A 25,006-nucleotide genomic window follows, 5' to 3' on the forward strand; every position below is an offset into this window, starting at 1 on the left:
CAAACGGGCAGGGCGGTTTGCTTATGAAATCGCTCGCATAAACTATAATTACTCCGATAAAACTGACTCATTGGTGTGTATGGAAAACATAAAAACGGTAGCCGCCCTGAAGCCGGTTGCACACATTCAGGCTTTGCTGGATTCCCTTTCCACGGTGAATGCGAAAACAAAAGCGAAGTCAGGGCAGCGTTTCCAGCTGATGCAAAATGGTACGAAGATGTGTTTTCTGCTGGCTCAGGGGAAATGCGATATCAAACGCGTCGGTGACGGGCTGATCCTCGGCACGATTGCAGCGCCGAGTATTTTAGGGCTCAGCGATCTGCTTCCCGATCCGACGAATGTGACTCTTCAGGCCACCACCCATATTGAGTTTCTCTACCTCCCTTTAGAGGCGATTTTAAAGCATGTCGATGAGCATGATTTATGGAAAAGCGTTTCCTATTGCCTGATGGATATGTGTTCCCGGTTTAATGAATATCTCAAGACAAACAGCGGGATATCCACCTATGAACTCATCTGCAATCTGTTGCGTGCCTTGAACAATGCGGATTTTGAAACACGTGCCACCGTTTCGGCAGCGCGCTACATCCTGGACCGCACTCCGATGTCACGAAGCGGGGTGATGAAAGTGTTAGCGAACCTCAATAAAGGCGGATATATCGTGATCAAAAGAGGGCTGCTGATCCGCATTAATGAACTGCCCGCGGAGTATTAAACTTTTTGAATCATCGCCGTAGTCACCCGCTTATCGGAAACCCGCTGAAGGGAAGACACGGTGTGTGAAGCCAATATTGTGCGGATAACGTCCCGCAGGGAGAACAATTGCGCGTTATTGCCGACGCCCAGTTTGCGCATCGCGCTGCGTTTATAGCCGCTGAGGGTTTTGATATTGCCGTTGAGGCGGTATGACATTTCCGCAATGCTGACGCCGCTGAACAGATTATTCAGAACCTCAATTTCGCTTCCGGTCAGTGCTTTTGTCACTGTTTTCGAAACATGCCGGAATGCGTCAATTTCTGCCCTGATTATCGGGCTGATGATCTGATTACCGTTTAGCGCCTGCACAAAACAGTCTTTCATCGCGGGGAGTGTTTCATAACGTGAAATCAGGCTGATGCGGGGGGAACGCCCGAGTTGCTGCAAGCTTTCCGCCGTGCGGTTGTAGGAATAAACAATCAGCCGCAGCCGGGGATAAAGATGGCAGAGTGCGAGTAATTCCTCCGCCCGCTGATGCATCTCGCCATGGCTGACGGGGAAATCACATATCAGCAACTCAGGGATGTCCTGATTTTTGCTGAGCAATAACGGCCCGGCGGAGACGAACGACCGGACGCCGGCCATTCGCGGATTCAGGGAGTAAAGAAACCGTTTCAGCCCCAGGCGCATCAGCGGGCTGTCATTTAAAATGCCGATCCTGTTTATTGAAATCATCACTTTTTCCTCAGTCGGTTCTGCCCCGTCAGTCATGAAATTGCGGAGCCATCCATTGTCCTTTCGCGAACATTTCCGCGTCGTCCCGGTAACCCAGTTTTTCCATCGCGTTACGTTTATGCGTGCTTACGGTACGGATATCGCGCTGCATCAGTTGCGCGACTTCTGAGACAGAATTACCTTCCATCAGATGGTGGATGACCTGAATCTCCTTGCGCGTCAGGGCAGGGAATTTTTGCCCGGTTGATTTCAGGACGAGTTCCGTTAACCGGTGCTTTTTCCCGGATCCCGACATCGCCAGCCCGACCGTGTGTTCAATCGTTTTCAGCGCATCATGCCTGAAGCAAATGCCGCTTGCGCCGGTATTTTTGATCTGCTGTAAAAGGCGTATATCCGTAAATGCAGTACATACCACAATAGGAATGCGCGGCCATTGCTGGCGGCAATCGGCGATGATTTGTATTCCGGGCAGCGCGGATTCGTCTTTGCCCGATATCTCCATCACCACGACGTCGGGTGAATACGAATATAAAAAGGGGGGAACATCTGCCGCTTTATCCAGAATGATCACGCTGCCGTTTTTGAACAGGTTGCCTTCAAGAATGTGGCGCAACGCGAGCGCGGATATCGGGCAGGCATCCATCACCAAAGCCAGCGATGTTTTGCGGGTTGCCGAAGGCAAAATATCCGTGTTTTCATTCCCCTGAATTTGAATTTCCATCATGGTTTTCCGGCGGCGGGGGTGGGTAAGCAAATCCGGCCTCGCCATCACCCTGCGCGCCGGATAAGCCGTAATGATCAGTTATAGGTAAAGTTGACCTGTACAACAGAACTGATACTGCCCGGCGTCACGCTGCCGCTTGTCGCGTAAGCGCGGGCGTTTAATGCGTAAGTGACCGTGTTATCGCCCAAAACAGGCTGCGTCAGCGAGCTGTTGTTATTTAAAAGGGTGCCGGTGCCTTGTTGTGAAAGTTCCACGGCGAGGTTGGTGGCTGTACCGGTATTTTTATACCTTACCGGTGACGTGGTATCCGCGGTGCCGGTAAACGTGACCTTCACGTTACTGGTTCCCAGCGGGCAGGACGTTAGCGATAAATTAAACGGCGTTAATGCGGAACCGGATCCTGCGGTGAATAAATCCTTTGCCTGGATATCGGTGCCTAAATCTATATTCAGGTTATTGTTATTATTATTCACGGTGCAGGGCGATGCCACGACATTACCGGTAATATTAATATTAACCGGATCCGCGTTGGCCGCCTGATATCCCATAGCCATCAATGCTAAAACTGAAAGCTTGACTATTCCCTTCATGATAATTCCCTTTTTTATCTGGTTGCGAATGTGAAATCGAAATTATATTGGTTAATTATAAGGAAAATAAAAATCTCCTTACTGATAAGTTAATTCCAGCGTGGCCGTCGTATTGGCGGAACCCGCTGTTACCGCAGCCTGAGTTTGATAATACTGTGCCGTGAAGGGGAATGTTTCCTGCCCGCCATCAGAGGTTTTGAGTAACATGTTGGTATTTAATGCAACAGGCGAATTATTATAAAGGATCTGAATCCCCACACCCGTGGCGACATTGTTTCCCCCCGCGCCGGTTAATTGCAACACGCTGGTATTTGTTGTGTCGGTATTGGGTGTGCCTGATAATTTCGCATTAACTTTTGCTCCGGCATCACAATTCAGGCCCACATCAAAGCTTTTGGGTTTCGCGGTTGTCCCGACAGAAATAAAGTCACTGGCGGGGACATCGGCTAGCGGAACCAGAATGTTAGGCGTGTTTATACTACAAGCGACAGTGGTTACTGAGCCCGTAATGTTGACAGGAACCTCAGGCTGCAACTCTCCACCCGACGAGTTCATTGCCATAAATCCCGCGATTTGTGCGGGAAGCGTCCCTGATGACGAAGAGGCTGTTTTATAAAATTGCACGGTGGGGTTCAATGACCACGATTGAACGCCTCCCGGAACAGTGCTCCAGGTACACAAACGAACCCAATCTATCCCCGTGGGCGCAGACCTTGGGTTTCCGATATAAGATGTGCCGCAAGTGTGTGGATTACCCCCAATGACAACGCCTACGCCGGGGATGCCGGTATTATATATTCTTCTTCCGTCTGAAGCCGTGCTGTTATAGGTTAAATAGGATTTAATGCCGCTGGTAAATCCCTCTGAACCCGATGAGGTACAGGTGTAAATTGAACTCGGCCCGCCAGAAATTTCAGAGGAAATAGCCTGGCCGATTACGGCATCTCGCTGAACAATAATATTCCCGACATTTAACGTGTAGGAGGAGACATTTACAGAACAGCTCATCGCCATGGCACTGTTTTTTGTAAGAATAAAAATCCCGATAAATATGAAAACAAGCTTCATTGTTTTGTGATATTTCATATCAAGTTTACCTGCATTGCTCATGCGATATTTGAACGCCAGTTGATGTTGTCTGTTTCGCCAGAGAATAATTTATCCGACATTGTTGATTATTTTCATTACCCCACTTAGCCGTCAGCGTGCCGCTGTCCGCCATGCCGGATAAATAAACCTGACCGCCATCACCCACAATAAATGCCTGGATATTTTTCTGTACATCGTCGGTAACGGTGGCACCGAAGGGCAGCGGGGCGCCGTCCTGACGCAATATTGTCATTAATACGCGCTGGCCGACGCTGGCAGTAAAGTTTGCCTGCACCACCGCACCGCGTGTTGGCACCACATTTTGCGTGGTCAGCGCCAGATCAACATCATCCGGTAATGTCTGCGTATTCAGCCCGACCTGATTTTTCCGGTATGGCGAGGCGTAAGGGACGAGGGCATACCCGCGCCAGTCCGTTTTCACACCGGTCTGGTTGCTCACGCCGACGCCGTTCGCGCCCGGCGCTTTTACCAGTGCGATGGTCTCGCCTAACGGCTGGCCCCATGTGACACCACCTTCATGAGCGACAATCCCGCCCTGTACCCCGTAGTTCACGCGTTGCGAGTTCTGGTCATAGGCATAACCGCCGTTCACTTCTCCGTAAGTGCCGCGATAATCTGCGCTGAGGTTACCGCTGTTGCCCGTCCCCTGACTGCCGTAACCTTCCTGCGCGCTCCAGCTCAGGTTATTGTCTGCGAGTAGCGTGCCGTTCAGGCCAGCGGTATTGGTCGTATTGCCATTTTTACTGGTGCTGAAGTTATGTGTTGCATAGGTGTTCGGCAGCCAGCGGCTCAGCGGAATGCTGACGTTGAAAGCAAAGACCTGATCGCGGTCGTAGATACGCCCGTGGCTGTTCCTGCTGTTGCCGTACTGATCGCTGGCGCTGACACTGGCCGTCGAGTTCTCGTTATAGGTGTAATTCAGGCCATAACTGATGCCGTTCCAGCTGTTGTTATAACCCAGGCCGACCGACTTCATATTGCGATCGCTGTTCCAGTAGTCTTCATTAACCAGACTGACCGAAATTGACCCGGCGTTTTCCCACAAATTCTGGCTCATCGTCAGCTCTGCGCGGTTACGGCGGCGTTCGTTTTGTGAACTGCTGCTGTCACTGCGGTAGGTGTCCAGCACTTCCTGTAAGCCATAATATCCCGCCGTGGAATAGCGGTAACCGGCGATGGAGAAGTGGGTGCCTGTTTGCAAAATGTCTTTGCTGTAGCGTGCGCGCCACGACTGGCCGTTTTCTTTGGCCTGATCCTGCATCGTTGACCACGCCTGCGTGACGTCTACAGAAAGCGCACCGAAGTCACCGAGGTTTTTGCCCACGCCTGCCGCCAGAGACTGATATTGACTGGCAAACTGGCCGCCGCCGTAGGCCGTGAAACCCTGCGATAAACCGTAAATCGCCGTGCCCTGACTGAAGGTGGTTTTATCCACGCTGCCGTCATAAGACCGGTACTGACCGCTGGTCAGGGAATATTTCAGGCGGCCTTCACGTTGCAGAACGGGCAGGGAGGCAAACGGCACCACTAACTGCTGTTCGCTGCCGTCGGCTTCTTTAATGGTCACGTATAAATCGCCGCTGCCGCCGGTCGGGTACATATCCGTAATTTCAAAAGCACCCGGCGAGACGTAGCTCTGGTAAATCACATAACCGTTCTGTCTGATGATGACCTGCGCATTGCTGCGGGCGATCCCACGCACGACCGGCGCGTAACCTTTCATGCTGTCCGGCATCATGTCGTCATCCGACGCCAGCTGGCCGCCACGGAAAGGCACGCTGTCGAAGACGTCTGCGGGCGAACTGCTGTCACCCAGCGTCATCTGGCTTTTGAGGGCGATAATGTTGCGCTGGGCGTAGGTGTAAACAGTGTCCCACTGATCTTGCCCGGTGCTGCTGCGGCTGTAGGTGGAATAATTACGCAAACGCCACGGGCCGATGTTGGCGCCGGGACGCAGGTTTACATACTGGCTGTCGTTATCCTGTGCGGTATCGTTGCGGGCAGAGTTGCTGGCACCGGTGATGCTGTAATTGAGCAGCAGGGCGGTAATCCCATTATCCCATTGTTCCGGCGGAACATAACCGCGTGCCGCTTGTGAAACGGCCGCCTGCGGCATGCTGATCAACAGTTGCTGCGCGCTGAAACGAAACTCTGCGCTGGCCTGCGGGATCACGGCTAAATCGACACATTCACCTTCGCCAAGCGCAGGGAAAAGCTGAGTTTTTACGCCCATATTCGCCAGCGCTCTGGCGCTCAGGCAAGGTTGCAATGATTCTTTGCCGTCTTTCCCCTTTTGCAAAGTAAACGTGACGTCGCGGGTATCGACCTTGTCGTTATTCATATAAATATCAACGTGGTAAACGCCCGGAGCCTGCCCGCCGTTATTCTCATACACCGAAAGGTCGGTGGCGCCTTGCTGCGGGTTATCCACCTGCAACAGTTCAGGGTTGAAGTAATCCGCCGCCTGCGCACTCAGGCTCCCTGACAGCGCCGTCACCAGACAGGCCAGATGGCTGATACGCGGCATTCTCTGGCCGGTTTTTTTATACGCTTTGCTACTCATCCGTTTCCGCTCCAATATCTGCAACAATTTGCAGTTGTCCATTCCCTGGTTTCATGACCCGCAGGGCTAGAGATTCCCTGTGTGCTGCGGGCCGATACCGCCGTAGTCGCTGATGAGTTTCCAGTTCACGCTGTTGCCGGTTGTGCCTGCGGGCAGGGCAAAGTCAGCCGTGCTCATTGGCGCGACAAACGTGACTTCTTTGATTTCTTTCCCGCCGACGCTCACCTGCTGGAAGTTCATATAAAACGGCGTCGGATTACTGACCTGAAGCTGGTTGCCGTTGCGCTGCCATTTCAAATTCTGTGTTACCGCTTCCGGCACGCCTTTCAGGCCGTCAGGGCGAAAAATCAGTTTGATGCGCGTTTTTACCGCGACCTGCAACGTGTTCTGGCCCTCCTTTTTCTCCGAAGAGGGAATGGATTTAATGTTCATCCAGAACAGGGATTCTTTGTCGCTGGCCAGATTGCCGCCCGCACGGATCACCCGCAGAACGTTTTGCTGGTTGCCATCAAGACGAAACAGCGGCGGGGTGATCATGAAAGGGGCTTTCTCAGCGCCACCGCCGGTCGTCTCCACCCACGACTGGATCAGGTACGGGGCGTTGTCCGGGTTACTGACGCTCAGTGAAGACTCTTTTTTTGCGCCGTCATAAATCAGGCGCGTTCCGCCAATCACCACGCCCGCGTGCGCAGCCGAAACCATGACGGCCAGCAGCAGCGTGGACATCAGCGCAATGTGTGTACATTTCATCGTTAAAACCTGTCGTGAATAAGAGGGAGAACGGGGCGACGATTGAACTGCCGCCCCGTGTTTTCAATGCCTTCAGTTTTGCCGTACAGCAAAAACTTAGTTGTAGTTAACGGTGAAGCTCGCTACAGAGTTTGCCGGGCCAGCAGTCACGGTGTCTGAAGTCGCGATATAACGGGCAACGAAGTCCAGATCGTTAGTTTCAATCGCAGACAGAGCGTAAGAAGCAGACGCTGTGTACAGTGGCAGAACGGCGTTAGACGCGTCAGAGAGCTGAATACCTACACCTGTAGCTACGCCAGATTCGTCAGTCAGAGCCAGAACGCTGTTGTCGCCTTCAACGGCAGCACCGTCGAATTTGACGGAAGCGCTGGTTACGGTTGCCGGACAGTCTTTCAATTGCAGGGTGAACTTAGTTGCTGCTGCAGTAGAGCCAGCGCCAGTGAAGGCAGTTTTAGCAACCTGACCCAAAGTTACGTCCAGTGGGTTGCTTACGCTGTTAACCACGGTACATGCTGAATCAATGATTTCGCCTTTGAAGTTCACCTGGCCATCCGCTGCGAAAGCAGAAGAAGCAGACAGGATAGAAACAGCAGCGACAGCAGCAGCAATAAGATTCTTTTTCATAGCAATATTCCTTGAGTGTTAATATGTTAGCCAAATGAATTGGGCAATAATTTGCCGTCCGTTAATTAACGGGTATATTCATTCGGTCTTTCCATGTGTTGTTGCGTAAGTTATTTACAGAAAGATTTCGCCTGAATAATAAATCGTAAAAAACCCTATTTCATGAGTCAGTTATTTATTATTAATTAACGTTACTCTCTCTGTTGGGGCGCATTATCCACAGGTCCGTTAACAAGCTCAAACCCTTTTGGATTCAAATATACATTGGAAGTCTATTAATGGATTTGCAGTTTATTTTCTTTCGTGGATGTGAGCATTTATTTGGTAACTTCATGTTTTATATGTTAAATAATTCAGCGTCCAAATATGGATCCTTTTTGAATGGTAAATGCACGGCAACAGAATTACTGTACGTACATTAAGCCTTATAAAATTACTGATAAAAGAATAAGCGGTGGCGATTTTCAGATGTCAGGTTTCATCCGCAAGGGAGAAGAACACTATGTTGCTTTCTTTATATAAAACCGTCGTCCGTGAAAAAGCACTGACTATCACAATATTTCTTATTGTGTATTGTTTGCTGATGATCGGTTTATCTGTCTGGCTGACAGTTTGCAATGCTAATTCTTTATCTCATATCAACTGGCTGTTGGGTTTCAGGTGAATAAGCCCTGAGATCTGCCGCATTTCCTCCCCGATAATAGCTGCATTACCCCTTCCTCAGGCTGTGACACACGGCATTCCCAACCCGCGAACTCAGAAAATTTGAGTAAAGGTTCGGTAAAAAAAACAAACTTTTATCAAATTATGCCGTTAACCTAAAAACAGTGTTTTATTTTCAGGCGTGATGGAGTTTGCTATGCGAGAGTCCGGTCAGATTTTTGAAGAGGCCTGCAGGATGGTGGGTGAATGTTGTTTGATGCTTGCTCAGAACTGTGAGGAAGTCAGCCGCAGGCGTATTGTTTTTTGTCTCGAACGTGCGCAGGAAGAGGCGTTAGATTTCCACGGTGAGCCGAACTCGGCGCTCCAGCTGGCGATCAAACACATTAAAGGCTTATGAGTCGCTAAACCACGATGTTGCAGCCTCATGCACGCAGTTAACCTGAGGTGATTATGAACAATCCGTCTTTTGCATCCCGCCAGATTGGGGATTTTACTGTAACGGCCCTGAGCGATGGGAACATGGCGGCCAGCCTGGAGCTGTTGTCCGGCATTGAGACGGCAGATGCCGCGCAAATACAACGTGACGCCGGGCTGGCAGAGCCCGGCAATATTCATATCAACTGTTATCTGATCCGCGGGCAGGGGCGCACTATTCTGGTCGATTCCGGCACCGGCGGGCTGAATAATTCCGGCGGAAAGCTCGGTGAAAATCTGCGTTCTGCGGGCGTGGCTCCCGAAGATATCGACACGGTTCTGCTGACGCACGCGCACCCGGACCACATCGGCGGGCTGCTGGACGCGCAGGGGCAACCGGTTTATCCCAATGCAGAAATTCATATTCACCCGCTCGAAGCCGAATACTGGCGCGATGACAGCAAAATGATGCAGGTCGCGGAGCACCGGCAGCGTAATTTCTTGCTGGCGCGCCGGATGCTGACGGCTTACGCGGCGAAGCTGAAGTTTCTTGATGGCGCGGAGATTGTGAAAGGCATTCGTTCCGTCTGGCTGCCCGGTCATACGCCGGGGCATAGCGGATACCGCATTGATTCGGGCAATCAAAGCCTGCTGATTTGGGGCGACATCGTGCATTTCCCGCATATTCAGTCCGCGCAGCCCGGCGTTTCCATCGCGTTTGACTGCGATCCCGTTCAGGCGGAAAACACCCGTAAAACCATCATGGCGCAGGCCGCCCGGGAAAACCTGCTGGTAGCCGGTATGCATTTCGGCGAACCGGGTTTTGCGCATATCTTGCCGCTGACTTCGCCGGACAACACCGCCGGCTATCATGTGGCTTATCCGAAAAGCTGAAAAATGTTAACCGGTGACGTTGATGCACCCAAAAGCATGATCCACACTCAGTGAAATGTCGGATACGGTGAATCTTCGAACTTTGCGAAACGGACGTCGCTCTCCAGAAGGGGTTGTGATGCTAAAGCAAAAAAACACTATCAGGCTGGATGAGGATATCTGCGTTCATATTTTTACGGCGTCAGCGGCGATGGTTGGCGTCTGTATTACAGTTATCGGGATTTTTCAGGTCATCACGACGTTACGAAAAGAAGGGACGCTCGGCGACGATTTGCTGGCGGTTAACGCCATTTTGTATCTGGCGAGCACCATTCTGTCTTACTGGGCGCTGCGCACGCGCAATGTGCGGCGCAACCACAAGCTGGAAAAAACTGCCGACATACTTTTTCTCGTCGCGCTGACCTTCACCACCGTTGTCGCCGGGGTGATCACCTGGGCGATGACGTTTACCTGATATCCTTCACTGCTTGCGGCATCAACTCGGAACTGTCCGTAACACACCTCGGGCAGGCTGAGGTGTTCTACCCTTAAAGCTACGTTTTAAGTTTAAGGAGCCGTCATGAGCAGTCACAAAACCCTTCCGCCGTCCCTCAATCAGCCACATGTGGATGCCTATCCGAAGCCCCCTTTTGAAAGGCAGAAACAGCCATTTCCGGGTCTGGCGAGCAAAATGATCCCGGTTCCGGATCACGGCGAAACTTCTTATCAGGGGAGTTCAAGGCTTGAAGGCCGCAAGGCACTGGTGACCGGCGGTGATTCGGGCATTGGCCGCGCTGTCGCGATTGCCTTTGCGCGGGAAGGCGCAGATGTCGCGATCAATTATTTGCCGGAAGAAGAACCGGATGCCCGGGAAGTCGTCGATTTACTGCGCAGTGAAGGGCGCAAGATTATTGCAATTCCGGGGGATATCCGTGATGAGCCGTTTTGCCAGAAGCTGGTAAAAGAAGCCGCCGAACAGCTCGGCGGGCTGGATCTTCTGGTGAATAACGCCGGGCGTCAGCAGTTCTGCAACTCGATTAAAGATCTGACGACCGAGGCGTTCGATGCGACGTTTAAAACCAACGTTTACGCAATGTTCTGGATAACCAAAGCGGCGCTGGATTATCTTCCGCGCGGCAGCTCGGTGATCAACACGACCTCGGTTCAGGCATTTTTACCGAGTGAGAATCTGCTCGACTATTCGCAAACCAAGGCTTCAATCGTGGCGTTTACCAAATCACTCGCCAAACAGTTAGCGCCGGACGGGATCCGTGTGAATGCCGTCGCGCCCGGCCCCTACTGGACGGTTCTGCAAACCTCGGGTGGTCAGCCGCAGGAGAAAGTGGAAAAATTTGGCGAGCAGGCACCGCTGGGGCGTCCCGGCCAGCCTGCGGAAATCGCGGCGCTGTATGTCGCGTTTGCATCGCCGGAAAGCAGCTATTCCTCCGGGCAGGTCTGGTGTTCTGACGGCGGGACGGGAACGCTGTAATTAGCGCTAAAGTAATTTTCGCAAAAAACTGACCCCGTCACGTTAGCCGTGACAGGGTCTTCAACAGGGGGGGCGCAGTGAGGGAGATTACAGGTTATAACCGGGTTTTTTTGCCATCTGCTCTAATGCCGGTTTGATGACCGGATCATACACATCGCTTTTCCACGCATCCGGCTGAACTTCTGTGAGCATCACGGAGATGGCTTTGTCCGTTGTTCCCAGATGATTGATCAGCACGGCGGAAAGGTCATCGACCAGTTTCTGCGTCGCTTCTTCTGAAAGTCCGCGCGGGTAAAATTTCAAATCAATATGTGGCATTACGGTGCTCCTGTCGGATTGGCTGAACCATTTACCGTAAAGCTACCGTAATTCACGTCAGCTCAGCAAACCTAAATGCTCGACCAGAATCGAGGTACCGATGCCAATCAGCACGATACCGCCCAGCACTTCGGCCCATTTACCGATGGCTGCGCCGAGAAAACGGCCAAGCAGCATGCCGGAAGTCGCCATAATGGTGGTAGCCGCGCCAATCGTCAGTGCCATCACCAGAATATTCACTTGCAGGAACGCCAGCCCGACGCCGACGGCCATCGCATCCAGGCTGGTGGCGATCGCGGTGGTCACCAGCAGCCAGAAACCGTGACGGCGCGGCGCTTCAGCCTCTTCGGCCTTCTCTTTTTTGAAGGCTTCGGAAATCATACGAATACCCAGAACCAGCAGCAGGGTAAACGCCACCCAGTGGTCCCAGCTCATAATAAACTGGCTGGCCGCCAGCCCGATTGCCCAGCCGATCACCGGCGTAATGGCTTCAATCACGCCAAAAATTAATCCGGTACGCAGTGCCTCTTTCAGCGGGGGACGGTGCAACGCAGCACCTTTGCCGATAGCCGCCGCGAAGGCATCCATAGACATACCAAAAGCCAGAATGAGGATAGTATAAAGTTGCATAAAAACGGACCGGTCAGGCCTTTGGTGACAAAAGGCGGGTTATCATCAGAAGCGCGCAGTCTGCCACAAAAAACAAAATAAAAAAACCATAATATTCAACTAGTTATAGTATCGGTTAAGAATGTTAGCCTTGGCTATATTTGTATGAAAAGGCTTCATTTGGCCTGAAATTCATCCGTTGAGAGATAAAAAAGCCTGTAATCCTAATCCGTTAGGTTCTGAAGGGAGTATTCAGTAATTCTCAGCGGGTGAGGCGCAGCCTGCGGGCGGCTGAGCCGGTAATCAAAAATAACCGGCTTCCCTAATCATTATGCTATGACCCGTTAAACCTTACGTGATGCCGGCCCCGTGGCTTCTTCGGAAAAACGTGCGGTGATGGCGTCGCGTTCGTAGCCCTGACGTTCGGTCAGAATGGAATACAATTCAGGGCGTCTGCCGTAGATCCAGCGGCGGCCGGAACTCAGGGGGATCAGCGTTAAATCCAGTTCGGCGCTGACCATGGCGTCGGCGGCAACCCAGGTTTCGCTGATGATCCGGCCATAAGGGTCGAGGATCATCGCGTTGCCGGTGCGGACTTCATCCGCATCTGCGCCCACGCCGTTGCTAAATAAAATGAACAATCCGTTATCGTGCGCGCGCGATGGCAGCCAGCGCAGGATCCATCCGCGGCCACTTTCCCCCTTAAACGCAGCGGTGATTTCTTCCTTTCTTTCCGCACGCTGTTCCCACAATTCCAGCGGAATGGGTTTCATGCCGTGCGGGCTGCGCGAATGGGTGCCGCCGGTCTGATGCGGTGCCAGCAGGATATCCGCACCGAGCAGCGTGGTCGCGCGTACGTTTTCCACCAGATTATTGTCCCAGCAAATCAGGATCCCCACCTTCACGCCCCACGGCGTATCAAATACGGTAAAACCGTCGCCGCAGCTGAATGCAGGATGCTCAAACGCGTGCAGTTTGCGGTGCGCGTGATAAGAACCGTCCGGCATGCAGGCCACGTAGGTGTTATAAATCCGGCCATCTGCCGCGCGTTCGATAAGACCCGCGCCAATCAGCATCTGATTTTTCGCCGCCAGCGCCCTGATCAGTGCCAGCGACGGGCTGGTTTCAACCGGTTCAGCCAGCGCATTAACTTCTTCCGCCGAAAGACCCGGCACGTGCCAGTAACCGGTGATGCACATTTCCGGGAAGGCCAGGATCTTCACGCCCTGCGCGGCAGCCTGTTCAATGTATTTCTCCATAATCAACAGGTTGTAAGCCTTATTGCTGGCCTGATGCTGAAACTGAACCACTGCCGTTTTTATCGATTTGACTGACGTTACTTCGCTCATCGCCGTTCTCCGCAAAGGGTCACAAAGGGTGACTTTCACTGGCATTACAGCAATCCGGTTGATAACTTTATAATGAATTGTTTTTCATTTTAGATAACTAAACGGAATGCAAAATATGAATACGCGACTGCTCAGGGCGTTCGTGGTGCTGGCTGAAAAAGGAAATTACGCCCTGGCGGCTGAGGCGCTGGCGATATCGCAACCTGCGCTCACCAAACAGATCAATCTGCTGGAATCCCGGGTGAACCTGATGTTGTTTACGCGTGGCCGCCACGGCACCGCGCTGACGGCGGGCGGGCAGCGGCTGTTGCCGGAAGCGAAAAAAGTCGTCGCGCAGGCTGAGCTGTTTTTGCATCACGCGGAACAGGTGGCGAAAGGGCGCGAGGGTTTTCTGGCGGCAGGCTTCGGGCTGTCCAGTTTTTATTTTGCGCCGCAGTGTATTGCGCAGTTTCGGGCGCAGTTTCCCGGCATCGATATTACGCTGGAAGATTTGCCCTCGGCGCAGCAATACGAAATGCTGCAAAGCGGGGCGTTGCAGGTCGGGTTTGTCCGCGTGCCACCGGCAAAACCGCTCAGTTATCACAGCCTGTTTGACGATAATCTGGTGCTGGTCACGCCGGAGAATAACGGTCTGAGCATCGAAGACTGGCTGCAAAAATTCCCGTTGCTGCGTTTGTACCCGGCGCGCGGCGGTGGCCTGAATACGCAGACGACGCTATTCCTGCACGACCAGCACATTTTCCCGGCTTCCACGCAGCAGGTGGAAGATATTCAGACCATTGTCGCGCTGATTATTGCCGGTACCGGCGTGGCGCTGTTGCCGCAAAGCGTGGTGCATATCGCGCCGCCGGGGCTGAATATTGTGCCGCTTCCGGGTGGGGCAACCCGCTGGCAGGTGGGGATCGCCTGGGATCCGCGCTATGACGATTCTGTCCGCGATAATTTTATTGCGATCGCAAAAGGCTTTGTGCGTTAAATGTTTCTTTTATGTAAAGAAAATGAGGGTTGTTGAGGCGGCGAACAGATGGCAGCAGCTATACTCTGAAAATGGGACAACAAAGGTTGTCCTGAGACATCGCGAAGCCACTTATGACACATATAAAAAAGAAATCATCGCTGCTTACCGTGACTGTGGCCTGTATTGGTGTCGTCTATGGCGACATCGGTACCAGCCCGTTGTATACCCTGCGGGAATGCCTGACCGGCCAGGCGGGCATTACCCTGACGCAAAGTTCTCTGTTCGGCTTTCTGTCGCTGATCTTCTGGCTGCTGATGCTGGTCGTTTCGGTCAAATACATCAGTTTTGTGATGCGCGCCGACAACGACGGCGAAGGGGGGATTCTCACCCTGATGTCGCTGGCTGTGCGCAATCTGAGCCCGCGATGGGTGCCACTTATCATGTTTCTCGGGCTGGTGGGCGGCAGTTTCTTCTACGGCGACGGCGTCATTACCCCGGCGATTTCGGTGCTTTCCGCCATTGAAGGGCTGGAAATCATCGAGCCTTCCCTCGACCGTTTTATTATCCCGTTTTCCATTGCTGTTCTGACGTTGCTGTTTTTCATTCAAAAAAATGGCACCGGCAGCGTCGGGAAAATCTTTGCGCCGGTGATGGTGCTGTGGTTTGTCACGATTGGCGTGCTGGGCATCAGCGGGATCCTGCGTAATCCGCAGGTTTTGCAGGCGCTGAACCCGTACTGGGCGGTGCATTTCTTTGCGGAATACAAAACCGTTTCGTTTTTCGCGCTCGGCATGGTGGTGCTGTCCGTGACCGGCGGGGAAGCGCTGTACGCCGACATGGGACATTTCGGTAAAAAGCCGATCCGCATTGCGTGGTTTATTCTGGTCGGGCCGTCGCTGGTGATGAACTATTTCGGGCAGGGCGCGCTGTTGCTCAGCAAACCTGACGCCATCCAGAATCCGTTTTTCCTGCTGGCACCGGGCTGGGCGCTGATCCCGCTGCTGATACTGGCGACGCTGGCGACGGTGATTGCCTCGCAGGCGGTGATCTCGGGGGTATTCTCCCTGACGCGGCAGGCCGTGCGGATGGGGTATCTGCCGCCGATGCGCATCATCTATACCTCGGATGAAGAGTCGGGGCAGATCTATATTCCGGTCGTCAACTGGCTGCTCTATTTCGCGGTGCTGATTGCCATTCTCAGCTTCAAACACTCCAGCAATCTGGCATCGGCGTACGGCATTGTGGTGACCGGTACGATGGTCATTACTTCACTGCTGATTGGCATTGTGATGGTCAAAAACTGGGGCTGGAAAAGCTGGGTGGGCGGCCTGATGATGGCGGTCATGCTGCTGATTGATGTGCCGCTGTTTGCCGCGAATCTGGTCAAACTGTTCTCCGGCGGCTGGCTGCCGGTGGTTATCGGCCTGACGATTTTGCTGATCATGCTGACCTGGAAAACCGAACGTAACCGCCTGCTGAGGCGTTTGCGTCAGGATCCGGAAGCGCTCGAAGCGCTGATCGTGTCACTGGAAAAATCGCCGCCTAAACGCGTACCGGGCACCGCCGTGGTGATGTCGCGCGGGCAATATGAAGTGCCGCTGGTGCTGCTGCATAATCTGAAACATAACAAGATATTGCATGAACGCGTGGTGTTACTGACTGTCGCCACGGAAGACGTGCCGTACGTGCATAACGTCCGGCGTGTGACGATTGAGCAGCTTTCGCCGTCGTTCTGGCGGGTGATTGCCAGTTATGGCTGGCGGGAAAAACCGAACGTCACTGATATTTTGTACCGCTGCGGGCTGGAAGGGCTGAAGTGTACAATGAATGAAACGTCGTTCTTTATGTCGCGGGATACGTTTGTGCTGGGCGACCCGCGTCCGTGGTATCTCAAAGCGCGGGGGAAATTGTTCCAGGTGTTACAACGTAACTCCCTGCGTGCGCCGGAACATTACCATATTCCGCCAAACCGGGTGATTGAGCTGGGTGCGGTGGTGAAATTCTGAAAGCAAACGGCCCGTTTCATGGGATGAAATCCGGAAACGGGCCGTGCAGAAAGCAGAACTGTTTAGCTCTGCGGATCCTGAAGTTCGGTGATGTTAGCGGCCTGAGGCGATGACGTCGTGGTATCCGTCTGCGACTGCAACGTGGTGACAGGCACAGACTTCGTGGTGGTCTGCGTTGCCGGTGTCGTCGTGGTTTCAGTCTGCGTGGTGGCAGCCGGAGTGGTCGTCGTGGTTGCCGCAGCCGGTGTTGAAGTGGTTTCGGTTTTGGTCGTCGTCGCCGGTGTTGTGGTTACTGGCGTTGACGATGTCGTCGTCGTGGCTGCTGCCGGTGCTGTAGTTTCTGCTGGCGTAGTTGCTGATGCCGCGGCAGGCGTTGTGGTTTGCGCCTGAACGTCCGTTGCCGGGGCTTCAATTTGCGTTGGCAGGGCCGGGATCGGTTCTAAAGGCACCGATTCTGACTTAGGTTTCGGGACCGGCGTTGTCGCGCGAACCAGGAATGTCGGCTTGAGATTCGCAACGGAATAGGTCACATGGCTGATGTCGTTGCGTGACGTTGTCACATCGACAGGCGCAATAGTCACGCGTCCGATCAGTGAACGGGCATAACCGCCGACCTGATGTTTCCCTTCCGGAAGCTGCACTTCCACGCTTTCGCCAAGCCCCAGCGCACCGGCATCTTTGCCATCAATGGTGACGTAAATCTGGGTGCCATCGTCGGTTTTGGTCGGAACGTGTGTCACGGTCAGACGCGTGGAACCGAGATCGAACGCCGGTTTTTCAGCGGTTTTGGTGTTTGCGCATCCTGTGAGTGCGAAAACGGCCGCAACGGCGGCCAGGGTGAAACGATAACTCATAGTGCGACGTCTTCCTTTAAGGGATTTTTGTGATCTGCGTACCAATATACCCGATCTCAGGATTGAGATGAATGTCGCGGCGGGGAACTCGGAGGATTCTTCTTATCAGTCTGTCACCCTCACCAAATTTTCGGTTGAAGCGCTTCGTCAATTTGTGTATTTTTATGCAAATTATCTGCATAAAATAACAAACACACAGGAGTGTCCATGTTCAAGTCTTTAGTTCTCACCGGGTGCCTGCTTTCTTCCTTAATCACTTCCGCCTACGCCGCGCAGGCCACTTATGTGGTCGGTTCCGGCGGCACGTACCGCCCTTTCGAATATGAAAACAGCCAGAAACAGCTGGAAGGTTTTGATATCGACATCATCAAAGCTATCGCAAAAGCGGAAGATTTTGACATCAAACTGGTCAATACGCCGTGGGAGGGGATTTTCGCCACCCTGAATTCCGGTGATCGTGACATCATTATTTCCGGCATCACCATTACTGACAAACGTAAAGCGATGGTCGATTTCTCTGCGCCGTATTTCCCGGCAGAACAGTCCATCGTGGTGCCTGCGGATTCTAAAGTGGATTCCGTTGCTGCGCTGAAAGGCCTGAAAGTCGGCGTGGTGAACTCAAGCACCGGCGACATCGTGGTATCTGACGCACTGGGCAAAAACAGCACGGATATCAAACGTTTTGATAACACGCCGCTGATGTTGCAGGAACTGGCGGAAGACGGCATTGGCGCAGCGGTTGGCGACGTCGGCGTGGTGAAGTACTACATCAAATCCCATCCTGAAAAAGCCCTGAAACTGGTACCGGACAGCAAGTTCGAACGTCAGTATTTCGGCATTGCGGTAGCCAAAGACAACACGGAACTGTTGGGTAAAATCAACGCCGGTCTGAAGAAAATCGTGGCTGACGGCACCTACGCAAAAATCTATGAAACCTGGTTTGATAAGAACGTGCCAACGCTGCCAGCGCAATAAATCCCCCCAGAAAAATATTGATATGCAGGGGCGTGAAAGCGCCCCCGAACAAGGACAGGTATGACCGGATTTCGCTGGGAGATAATCTCAGAATATGCGCCGCTGTTTGTGCAGGGCGCGCTGATGACCATCAAATGCACCCTCATTTGCGTCATTTTAGGCACCACCTGGGGCCTGCTGCTCGGCCTCGGACGCATGGCCCGCGCCGACGATGGCCCGTGGAAATACGTTCTGCGCTTCGCCGTGCAATGGCCGGTGCGCATTTACGTCAGTGCATTTCGCGGCACGCCGCTGTTTGTGCAGATCATGGTGGTTCACTTCGCGCTGGTTCCGCTGTTCATCAACCCGCGTGACGGAATTTTAGTCACTAACGGCCTGATGTCTTCCGATTTCGCCCGTGCGTTACGCTCCGATTACGGCGCGTTTTTATCCTGCGTCGTCGCGATTACGTTGAATGCGGGCGCGTACGTTTCCGAGATTTTCCGTGCCGGGATCCAGTCGATCGATAACGGCCAGATGGAAGCGTCGCGTGCATTAGGGATGGGCTGGGGTAAAACGATGCGCAAAGTCATTTTGCCGCAGGCGTTTCGTCGCATTCTGCCGCCGCTGGGCAATAACGCGATTGCGATTGTGAAAGATTCTTCGCTGGCGTCAGCCATCGGCCTGGCCGATCTGGCTTATGCGGCGCGAACTGTTTCCGGCGCTTACGCCACCTACTGGGAACCCTACCTGACGATTTCGCTGGTGTACTGGGTTCTGACTTTCCTGCTCTCGCTGCTGGTTCAACACATGGAAAAGAGGTTTGGCAAAAGTGATTCACGTTAAGGATTTACAGAAACAGTTCGGTGAAACCCACGTTTTGCGCGGCATCTCGTGTGATATCGCAGAGAAAGAAGTGGTGTGCATCATCGGCCCGTCCGGTTCGGGGAAAAGTACCTTCCTGCGCTGCCTGAACGCGCTGGAAAAACCGAACGGCGGCGAAGTGGTGGTGAACGGTTTCGCGGTTCATGACCCGAAAACCAATCTGAATACGCTGCGTTCCGGCGTCGGAATGGTGTTCCAGCGCTTTAATCTGTTTCCGCACATGACGGTGCTGGAAAACCTGATTATGGCGCCGATGTCGCTGAAAGGGTTGTCGAAAGCCGACGCGGTTTCGCGTGCTGAGAAGCTGCTGCAAAAAGTCGGGCTGATCGACAAAATCGATGCCTGGCCTTCCAGCCTTTCCGGCGGTCAGCAGCAGCGTGTGGCGATTGCCCGCGCGCTGGCGATGGAACCTTCGATCATTTTGTTCGACGAACCGACATCTGCGCTCGACCCCGAGCTGGTCGGCGAAGTGCTGGCCGTCATGAAACAGCTGGCGCTCGAAGGCATGACGATGGTGATCGTGACCCACGAAATGGGCTTTGCCCGCGAGGTGGCCGACCGCGTGGTGTTTATTGATCAGGGCGTGATTCAGGAAGAAGGGCCGCCGGCGCAGCTTTTCACCGCACCGACCAATCCGCGTACCCGCGAGTTCTTGAGTAAGGTGTTGTAATCCTTCATCCGGAGGTGACTTGCCTCCGGATACTTTCTGCCTCCAGACCTTTTCCATCTCCAGACACTTCCCCCTCTGAGTTTTACCGGGCAAAAGTCCGCGCCCTGATTTTGTGCTAAATTACCCTCAAATTCCCCGCATCCCGAGGCACCATGATTACCCCGCAAAACCGTACAACCCGCGAAATGAAGATCAATAACGTGGTGCTGGTCACTCAGGCGTTGAAATCTCTGGGCTCGGCGACCAAAGCGGAAGTGGCGGCGCAAACGGGGCTGAGTATTGCAACCTGCGGCGCGGTGCTTAATGAATTACGTCTGACACGCGAAGTGCTGGCGCTTGAGCTGGAAGAATCCCGCGGCGGGCGGCCTGCGCAGCGTTACGCCTATAACCCCGATTATTTCTCCGTGCTGAGTCTCTATGCGCAGGGCAGCGATGCGGCGGCGCAGATTATCTGGTCGGTAAATTCGGCCACGGGCGTGAGCCTGGCGCAGGGCGAAGTGCGCTTTCTGCCGCTCAGCCTGGAAACGTTTTATCAGCAAATTGCCGGGTTGCTGGCGGATTATCCGAACATTAAAGCCCTCGGTATCGGCCTGCCGGGCGTGGTGGTGAAAGGGCGCGTGGCGACCTGCGATATCAGCGCGTTCACCGGTGTGGATGTCGAACAACAGCTGCGCGAAAAATTCGGTATTTACGTGCAGGCCGATAACGACATGAACTACACCGCCTATGGTTTTTACCGCAGCAGCTGTGCGGGAGAAACCGCGCCGGTAGCCTATATTTTCAAGCCTGACGTGCCTTGCCTCGGCTGCGGAATGGTCATCAACGGACAGGTGTTGCAGGGCGCCAGTCAGTTTGCGGGCGAGGTGTCGAACCTGCCGTTTAAAGATCTCGATAAGCTGCCTGTGGCGGAAGAAATGGCTAAGGTCATTGTCTCGCTCAGCGCCATTATCAACCCGGCGACAATTGCGCTCTCCGGACCGAAAATCAGCGATGCGCTGATCCCCGAACTGACCCAACGCTGTCAGGAGCACATTCCCGCGCAGCATATGCCCGCGCTGATTTACCGCCCGTCGATGCGGCAGGACTATCTGCAAGGCATCACTGAACTCACGCTGAATAACTACAACCTGCATATCGCTTTCGGAAACTAATCGCGCCTCAGGCGTTGACTTTGCGTTGCCCGGATCAATATACTGCGCACTTATTAAAAGTCTTTTAATAACTATCCAATACGGCACAGGAGCGCACTTTGTCACTGTCACCTGAATTAGAAAAACCCGCTGAGTGGGTCGGCGCATCGGGCCGCCGTGTCGCTACGCGGATGATATTTTTTGTCACCGGTATGGCGATGGGATTGTGGGGCGCGCTGGTGCCCTACGCGCAGTTGCGAACACATTCCGAAGCCGGTGCGCTCGGTATGCTGCTGTTGTGTCTCGGCGCAGGATCGTTGTTATCGATGCTCGGCTCCGGCCGGATCATCGGCCGTTTCGGTTGCCGCGCGGTGATCCTCGCCGCCGTGGTGATGTATTGTCTGATGATGCCGCTGCTGGCGACGTTCAGCGATATCCGGCTGATGGCGCTGAGTCTGTTCATTTTCGGCATGGGCATCGGCCTGGCGGACGTGGCGGTCAATGTGCAGGGCACGATGGTTGAACAGGCCGCGGATAAACCGCTGATGTCCGGTTTTCACTGCCTGTGGAGCGTCGGCGGGATTGCGGGCGCGGGTGGCGGTGCGCTGCTGCTCAGCGCCGGTATCACGCCGGTGGGCAGCACATTCTTCGCCATCGTGCTGGTGATTTTGGGGACGGCATTTTCGTGGCGCAGCCTGCTGCCGTTCGGGGCGCACGAGGAAAGTGCGCACGAAGGTAAAGCTAAAGCACGGCCTAATTTCCGTCTGATCCTGATGGCGGTTATGGCGATGATTTGCTTTATGGCCGAAGGCGCAGTGCTCGACTGGGGCGGCGTTTTCCTGACCCGGGAGCGCGGGCTGGCGCTTGAACATGCGGGATGGGGATTTGCGGTGTTTGCCATCGCGATGTCCGTGATGCGTCTGACCGGCGACGCGATTGTCAGCGCGCTGGGACGTAAACGCGTTCTGGTGATGGGCGGAATTCTCGGGATTGCCGGTTATCTGATGGTGATCTTGTTGCCGGGCTGGTTCCTGCCCATCTGCGGTTTTGCGCTGGTCGGTATTGGCGCGGCGAACATTGCGCCGGTGTTGATCACGCTGGCCGGTCAGGAAAAAGTGATGCCGGTGAACATGTCAGTGGCGTTTGTCGCCACGCTCGGGTATCTCGGAATTTTGGGTGGCCCGGCGCTGATTGGCTTCGTTGCGCACCTGTCGAGTTTGTACGTGGCGTTTTCCGCCGTCGCTGCCGCATTCCTGATCGTGACGTTCGGCGCATACAAATTAAAATATCAGGCTGATTAATAAAAGTTTATAACTGAGTGGCATCTTGCCAGCTGGTGTGCAGAACCCCGCCAGCCTTTTTTTGTTTATGATGATTGTTTTAAATCCGACCCTGTAAGGAGCTGTAATGGCCGTAAAACTTATTGCCGTCGACATGGATGGCACTTTCCTGGATCAGAACGGTGAATATAACAAAGCCCGTTTTCGCGGGCAGTATGCGCAAATGCTGGAGCGCGGTATCAAGTTTGTCGTCGCCAGCGGTAACCAGTATTACCAGCTGAAATCCTTCTTTGATGACATCGATGAAGAGATCGCTTACGTGGCGGAAGGCGGCGGTTACGTCGTCGATAAAAAGCAGGAAATCTACTGCGGCAAGCTTGAACCTGAACAGGTCACGCTGGTGCTGGACTGGATCAGCCGCACGCCGGGGATCAACACGATTGTCTGCGGCAGGCTGGGCGCGTATGTGCTGGAAGGCACGCCCGAAGCGTTTATCAGCCGGATGCGCCGCTATTATCATCGTCTGACCAAAGTGCAAAGTTATGCAGAAATCAGCGATACGATTTTCAAGTTCGCGCTGAGCTACGTGGAAGACGACGTTTACCCGCTGATGGGAGAAATCACAGAACAGCTCGGCGGGATTGTCGCGCCGGTGACCAGCGGACACGGATCCGTTGACCTGATTATCGCCGGGAATCATAAAGCCAGCGGGCTGCGCAAAATCCAGCAGATTTACGGCATCCGTGATAATGAAGTGCTGGCGTTTGGTGACAGCGGTAATGATCTGGAAATGCTGAGTTACGCGGGCTACGGTTTTGCGATGGAGAATGCGTCCGCACCGGCAAAAGCCGCAGCGAAATACCGCGCGCCTTCGCATGAAAAAGAGGGCGTGCTTGAGGTGATTGACGATGTATTCAATGCGCGTCCGCCGTTCGCATGACTGACGCGAACCGGTGCTAAATCCGGTTAAAACGAAAAGGCTGCCGCAGATTACGGCAGCCTTTTTTATTGTTTGTCTTATTGCTTAGCGTTTACTGAACGTAATCAGGCGGAACGCCGTTGTCGCCTGGCTGAGACGGGTAGTAATCCGGCGGCACCGGGCTTTGCGGCGCAGAGTCCTGACGGTCGCTGTAGCTCGCGTCTACCGGTACTTTGTTGCCTTTGGCGTACATGCACTGGGTGTAAACCGTATCGTACTGATCCTGCAAATCACCGCTGCTGGCACCGGCACTGTTATTGCCCATCGCGCTGCCAATTAACAGCCCGCTGCCTGCGCCAATCAGCGCGCCCGCACCGGCCTGATGTGACGCCGCGCCAAGCAGCGCACCGGCGGCGGCACCTACCGCCGTGCCTGCTGCCGCGGTATTCACCGCAGTATTATTGGCCGTTTGCGCACCGCCGTTCACGCTGCCGTAGGCCGCATTCCGGCAGGACATTTCATCCCTCTGAAACTGCTGATAATCCTTGCCCGTTCCCGGTAAAACCATCACGTCCGGGCGGGTCGGGGGAGATACGCAGCCAGAGAGCGCTGCGGCCAGGGCAATAACCGCCAGCGGAGTAAACCTGTTCATGACATTGTCGCCTGTTAACGTGGAGCGGAATCACCGACGACAACCTTCATCCAGCCACGCGCACAGCGTGGAACTTGCGGGTAATATCCCGCCGGATTCTGGCAGTAGTAAGCATAATTAGGGGTTTTCTCGACGTAAGTCTGCGGTTGCGCAGGCGCAACATAGACAACCGGCGGTGGCCCGTAATACACCGGCGGCGGCGGGCCCCAGGGAATACCGACAACAACACGCGGTCCGCCATACCAGCCGCGGCCATAATATCCATGACCATAGCCGTGACCATAATAGCCATGACCGTAATACCCATAGGCGAACGACGCAGAGCTGGCTGACATCAGCGCGCCAGCGGTAAGCATCAACAACAACAGCCTTTTCATAACCACCTCGAAGCACATTGACCGGATGCACGGAGCGGCAAAAATGACACCTCTCCTGAGGCTAAAGATACGCTTGCGTGGTGTAAAAGGTTGGCGGGAGAACTGGGGGAATGTGACAAGAGTTTGGGTGTAATTGTGTATAAAGAATTCAGGGAGATACGTTTGTTGACGAACGGCCCGCCGCCTTGCGCAGACGGGCCGGAAAGTCACTTTTTCGCGCTGATTTCCTGGCTTGCGGTGAAGCGCCGGAAAGCGGCCAGCGTTTCGTCGCTGACGTGATGTTCCACACCTTCCGCATCAAGGCGCGCCGTTTCTGCGCTGATGCCCAACGCGATGAAAAAGGCTTCAACGACGTTATGACGTTCGCGGTTTTCCGCCGCCAGTTTCTCACCTTCCGGCGTAAGGAAAGTGCCGCGATACGGCAGCTGATGAACCAGCCCGGCGTTAGCCAGACGTTTCAGCGTTTTCGCCACCGTCGGCTGCGAAACGCCTAGACGTGCAGCCAGATCGACCTGTCGTGCTTCACCAAATTCATGAATTAAGTCTGAAATCAGCTCAACGTAATCGTCCATTAATTCGCGGCGATGCGCCTCGCGCACCTGTAAAAAACCCTGAGCGTGTTCTTCCACATCCAGTAATGGATTTATTTTTTTATCTTTCACTACGCCTGCCTCTTTCTTGCTCAACGGTTTTCCACCGCAGCCGCGCTCACCGCAGCAATCCGTGCATTGTAAACCAAGTGCACACATCTACCAATTTCTGAAAACTTTGCCTTGGCTATGGAGTATAGCCTGTGCTATACCTGAATAATAAA

General features: G+C 53.8%; 27 protein-coding genes. 13 read left to right on the forward strand and 14 right to left on the reverse strand.

All coding sequences use genetic code 11. From position 1 onward, the window contains the following. The first annotated feature begins 79 nt into the window (after positions 1-79). The gene (locus KWG64_RS08505; protein ID WP_218521606.1) at positions 80-715 is read left to right on the forward strand and encodes a helix-turn-helix domain-containing protein; all 636 of its coding nucleotides are present in this window, start codon (positions 80-82) and stop codon (positions 713-715) included. Here KWG64_RS08505 and KWG64_RS08510 read toward each other — a convergent pair. The 7 genes from KWG64_RS08510 to KWG64_RS08540 form a co-directional block, all read right to left on the reverse strand. After that, a complete protein-coding gene (locus tag KWG64_RS08510) occupies positions 712-1,431 on the reverse strand; it encodes a LuxR C-terminal-related transcriptional regulator (RefSeq protein WP_218521607.1) in 720 nt (239 codons plus the stop codon). The two genes, KWG64_RS08505 and KWG64_RS08510, sit on opposite strands and share 4 nt — an antisense overlap. Before the next feature lie 28 nt (positions 1,432-1,459). Continuing rightward, the gene (locus tag KWG64_RS08515; protein ID WP_218521608.1) at positions 1,460-2,155 is read right to left on the reverse strand and encodes a response regulator transcription factor; all 696 of its coding nucleotides are present in this window, start codon (positions 2,153-2,155) and stop codon (positions 1,460-1,462) included. A 74-nt stretch (positions 2,156-2,229) separates the two neighbouring features. Beyond that, positions 2,230-2,745 carry a fimbrial protein gene (locus KWG64_RS08520; RefSeq protein WP_218521609.1) on the reverse strand — a complete coding sequence of 172 codons (516 nt, stop codon included), beginning with the start codon at positions 2,743-2,745 and terminating at the stop codon, positions 2,230-2,232. A gap of 78 nt (positions 2,746-2,823) precedes the next feature. Continuing rightward, positions 2,824-3,855, reverse strand: coding sequence for a fimbrial protein (locus KWG64_RS08525; RefSeq protein WP_218521610.1), 1,032 nt, complete (start codon positions 3,853-3,855; stop codon positions 2,824-2,826). Beyond that, positions 3,839-6,418 (reverse strand): fimbria/pilus outer membrane usher protein, encoded by a 2,580-nt coding sequence (locus KWG64_RS08530; RefSeq protein ID WP_218521611.1) that lies wholly within the window; start codon positions 6,416-6,418, stop codon positions 3,839-3,841. The genes KWG64_RS08525 and KWG64_RS08530 overlap by 17 nt, the downstream gene beginning before the upstream one ends. A 66-nt stretch (positions 6,419-6,484) precedes the next feature. Next, positions 6,485-7,168 (reverse strand): molecular chaperone, encoded by a 684-nt coding sequence (locus KWG64_RS08535; RefSeq protein WP_218521612.1) that lies wholly within the window; start codon positions 7,166-7,168, stop codon positions 6,485-6,487. A 96-nt stretch (positions 7,169-7,264) separates the two neighbouring features. After that, on the reverse strand, positions 7,265-7,792 hold the full coding sequence (locus KWG64_RS08540) for a fimbrial protein (protein ID WP_218521613.1): 528 nt from the start codon (positions 7,790-7,792) through the stop codon (positions 7,265-7,267). 859 nt (positions 7,793-8,651) lie between these two features. Here KWG64_RS08540 and KWG64_RS08545 point away from each other — a divergent pair. The 4 genes from KWG64_RS08545 (at position 8,652) to KWG64_RS08560 (ending at position 11,231) form a co-directional block, all read left to right on the forward strand. Next, complete coding sequence (locus KWG64_RS08545) at positions 8,652-8,852, forward strand: hypothetical protein (protein WP_104925015.1); 201 nt, start codon at positions 8,652-8,654, stop codon at positions 8,850-8,852. A 53-nt stretch (positions 8,853-8,905) separates the two neighbouring features. Then, entirely contained in the window at positions 8,906-9,763 is an 858-nt protein-coding gene (locus KWG64_RS08550) for an MBL fold metallo-hydrolase (RefSeq protein WP_218521614.1), read from the forward strand. A gap of 118 nt (positions 9,764-9,881) precedes the next feature. Further along, the gene (locus tag KWG64_RS08555; RefSeq protein ID WP_218521615.1) at positions 9,882-10,217 is read left to right on the forward strand and encodes a hypothetical protein; all 336 of its coding nucleotides are present in this window, start codon (positions 9,882-9,884) and stop codon (positions 10,215-10,217) included. A 105-nt stretch (positions 10,218-10,322) separates the two neighbouring features. Continuing rightward, positions 10,323-11,231, forward strand: a complete 909-nt coding sequence (locus KWG64_RS08560) for an SDR family oxidoreductase (RefSeq protein WP_218521616.1) — start codon at positions 10,323-10,325, stop codon at positions 11,229-11,231. A gap of 87 nt (positions 11,232-11,318) precedes the next feature. Here KWG64_RS08560 and pptA read toward each other — a convergent pair whose 3' ends face one another. The 3 genes from pptA to KWG64_RS08575 form a co-directional block, all read right to left on the reverse strand. After that, the gene (gene pptA, locus KWG64_RS08565; RefSeq protein ID WP_218521617.1) at positions 11,319-11,549 is read right to left on the reverse strand and encodes a tautomerase PptA; all 231 of its coding nucleotides are present in this window, start codon (positions 11,547-11,549) and stop codon (positions 11,319-11,321) included. A gap of 57 nt (positions 11,550-11,606) precedes the next feature. Further along, the gene (gene mntP, locus KWG64_RS08570) at positions 11,607-12,179 is read right to left on the reverse strand and encodes a manganese efflux pump MntP (protein ID WP_218521618.1); all 573 of its coding nucleotides are present in this window, start codon (positions 12,177-12,179) and stop codon (positions 11,607-11,609) included. Positions 12,180-12,502: 323 nt separating this feature from the next. Next, on the reverse strand, positions 12,503-13,507 hold the full coding sequence (locus KWG64_RS08575) for a nitrilase family protein (protein ID WP_218521619.1): 1,005 nt from the start codon (positions 13,505-13,507) through the stop codon (positions 12,503-12,505). Between the two features lie 115 nt (positions 13,508-13,622). Here KWG64_RS08575 and KWG64_RS08580 point away from each other — a divergent pair, with 115 nt between their 5' ends. Next, complete coding sequence (locus tag KWG64_RS08580) at positions 13,623-14,483, forward strand: LysR family transcriptional regulator (protein WP_195824097.1); 861 nt, start codon at positions 13,623-13,625, stop codon at positions 14,481-14,483. A 113-nt stretch (positions 14,484-14,596) separates the two neighbouring features. Next, on the forward strand, positions 14,597-16,471 hold the full coding sequence (gene kup / locus KWG64_RS08585; RefSeq protein WP_195824096.1) for a low affinity potassium transporter Kup: 1,875 nt from the start codon (positions 14,597-14,599) through the stop codon (positions 16,469-16,471). Between the two features lie 62 nt (positions 16,472-16,533). Here kup and KWG64_RS25640 read toward each other — a convergent pair whose 3' ends face one another. After that, on the reverse strand, positions 16,534-17,325 hold the full coding sequence (locus KWG64_RS25640) for a hypothetical protein (protein WP_255562126.1): 792 nt from the start codon (positions 17,323-17,325) through the stop codon (positions 16,534-16,536). 207 nt (positions 17,326-17,532) lie between these two features. On the opposite strand from KWG64_RS25640, the gene KWG64_RS08595 reads away from it, so the two are divergent. The 6 genes from KWG64_RS08595 (at position 17,533) to KWG64_RS08620 (ending at position 23,184) form a co-directional block, all read left to right on the forward strand. Next, positions 17,533-18,300 (forward strand): basic amino acid ABC transporter substrate-binding protein, encoded by a 768-nt coding sequence (locus KWG64_RS08595; RefSeq protein ID WP_195824095.1) that lies wholly within the window; start codon positions 17,533-17,535, stop codon positions 18,298-18,300. 60 nt (positions 18,301-18,360) lie between these two features. Then, positions 18,361-19,125: an amino acid ABC transporter permease gene (locus KWG64_RS08600; protein WP_152323849.1), complete on the forward strand. Its 765-nt coding sequence runs from the start codon at positions 18,361-18,363 to the stop codon at positions 19,123-19,125. After that, positions 19,112-19,834 (forward strand): amino acid ABC transporter ATP-binding protein, encoded by a 723-nt coding sequence (locus KWG64_RS08605; RefSeq protein WP_218521742.1) that lies wholly within the window; start codon positions 19,112-19,114, stop codon positions 19,832-19,834. The genes KWG64_RS08600 and KWG64_RS08605 overlap by 14 nt, the downstream gene beginning before the upstream one ends. Positions 19,835-19,986: 152 nt before the next feature. Further along, positions 19,987-20,985: an ROK family protein gene (locus KWG64_RS08610; protein WP_218521620.1), complete on the forward strand. Its 999-nt coding sequence runs from the start codon at positions 19,987-19,989 to the stop codon at positions 20,983-20,985. Between the two features lie 98 nt (positions 20,986-21,083). Further along, positions 21,084-22,265: an MFS transporter gene (locus KWG64_RS08615; RefSeq protein WP_370628620.1), complete on the forward strand. Its 1,182-nt coding sequence runs from the start codon at positions 21,084-21,086 to the stop codon at positions 22,263-22,265. Positions 22,266-22,371: 106 nt separating this feature from the next. After that, entirely contained in the window at positions 22,372-23,184 is an 813-nt protein-coding gene (locus KWG64_RS08620; protein ID WP_218521621.1) for a Cof-type HAD-IIB family hydrolase, read from the forward strand. Positions 23,185-23,275: 91 nt separating this feature from the next. Here the strand turns inward: KWG64_RS08620 and KWG64_RS08625 are convergent, their stop codons facing one another. The 3 genes from KWG64_RS08625 to mntR form a co-directional block, all read right to left on the reverse strand. Next, positions 23,276-23,815, reverse strand: coding sequence for a glycine zipper family protein (locus tag KWG64_RS08625; RefSeq protein ID WP_218521622.1), 540 nt, complete (start codon positions 23,813-23,815; stop codon positions 23,276-23,278). A 14-nt stretch (positions 23,816-23,829) separates the two neighbouring features. Further along, on the reverse strand, positions 23,830-24,192 hold the full coding sequence (locus tag KWG64_RS08630) for a hypothetical protein (RefSeq protein WP_195813351.1): 363 nt from the start codon (positions 24,190-24,192) through the stop codon (positions 23,830-23,832). A gap of 206 nt (positions 24,193-24,398) precedes the next feature. Beyond that, on the reverse strand, positions 24,399-24,854 hold the full coding sequence (gene mntR / locus KWG64_RS08635) for a manganese-binding transcriptional regulator MntR (protein WP_152323961.1): 456 nt from the start codon (positions 24,852-24,854) through the stop codon (positions 24,399-24,401). Positions 24,855-25,006: the final 152 nt, after the last annotated feature.

This window comes from Rahnella sp. PD12R (assembly GCF_019200965.1).
Lineage (GTDB): Bacteria > Pseudomonadota > Gammaproteobacteria > Enterobacterales > Enterobacteriaceae > Rahnella > Rahnella laticis.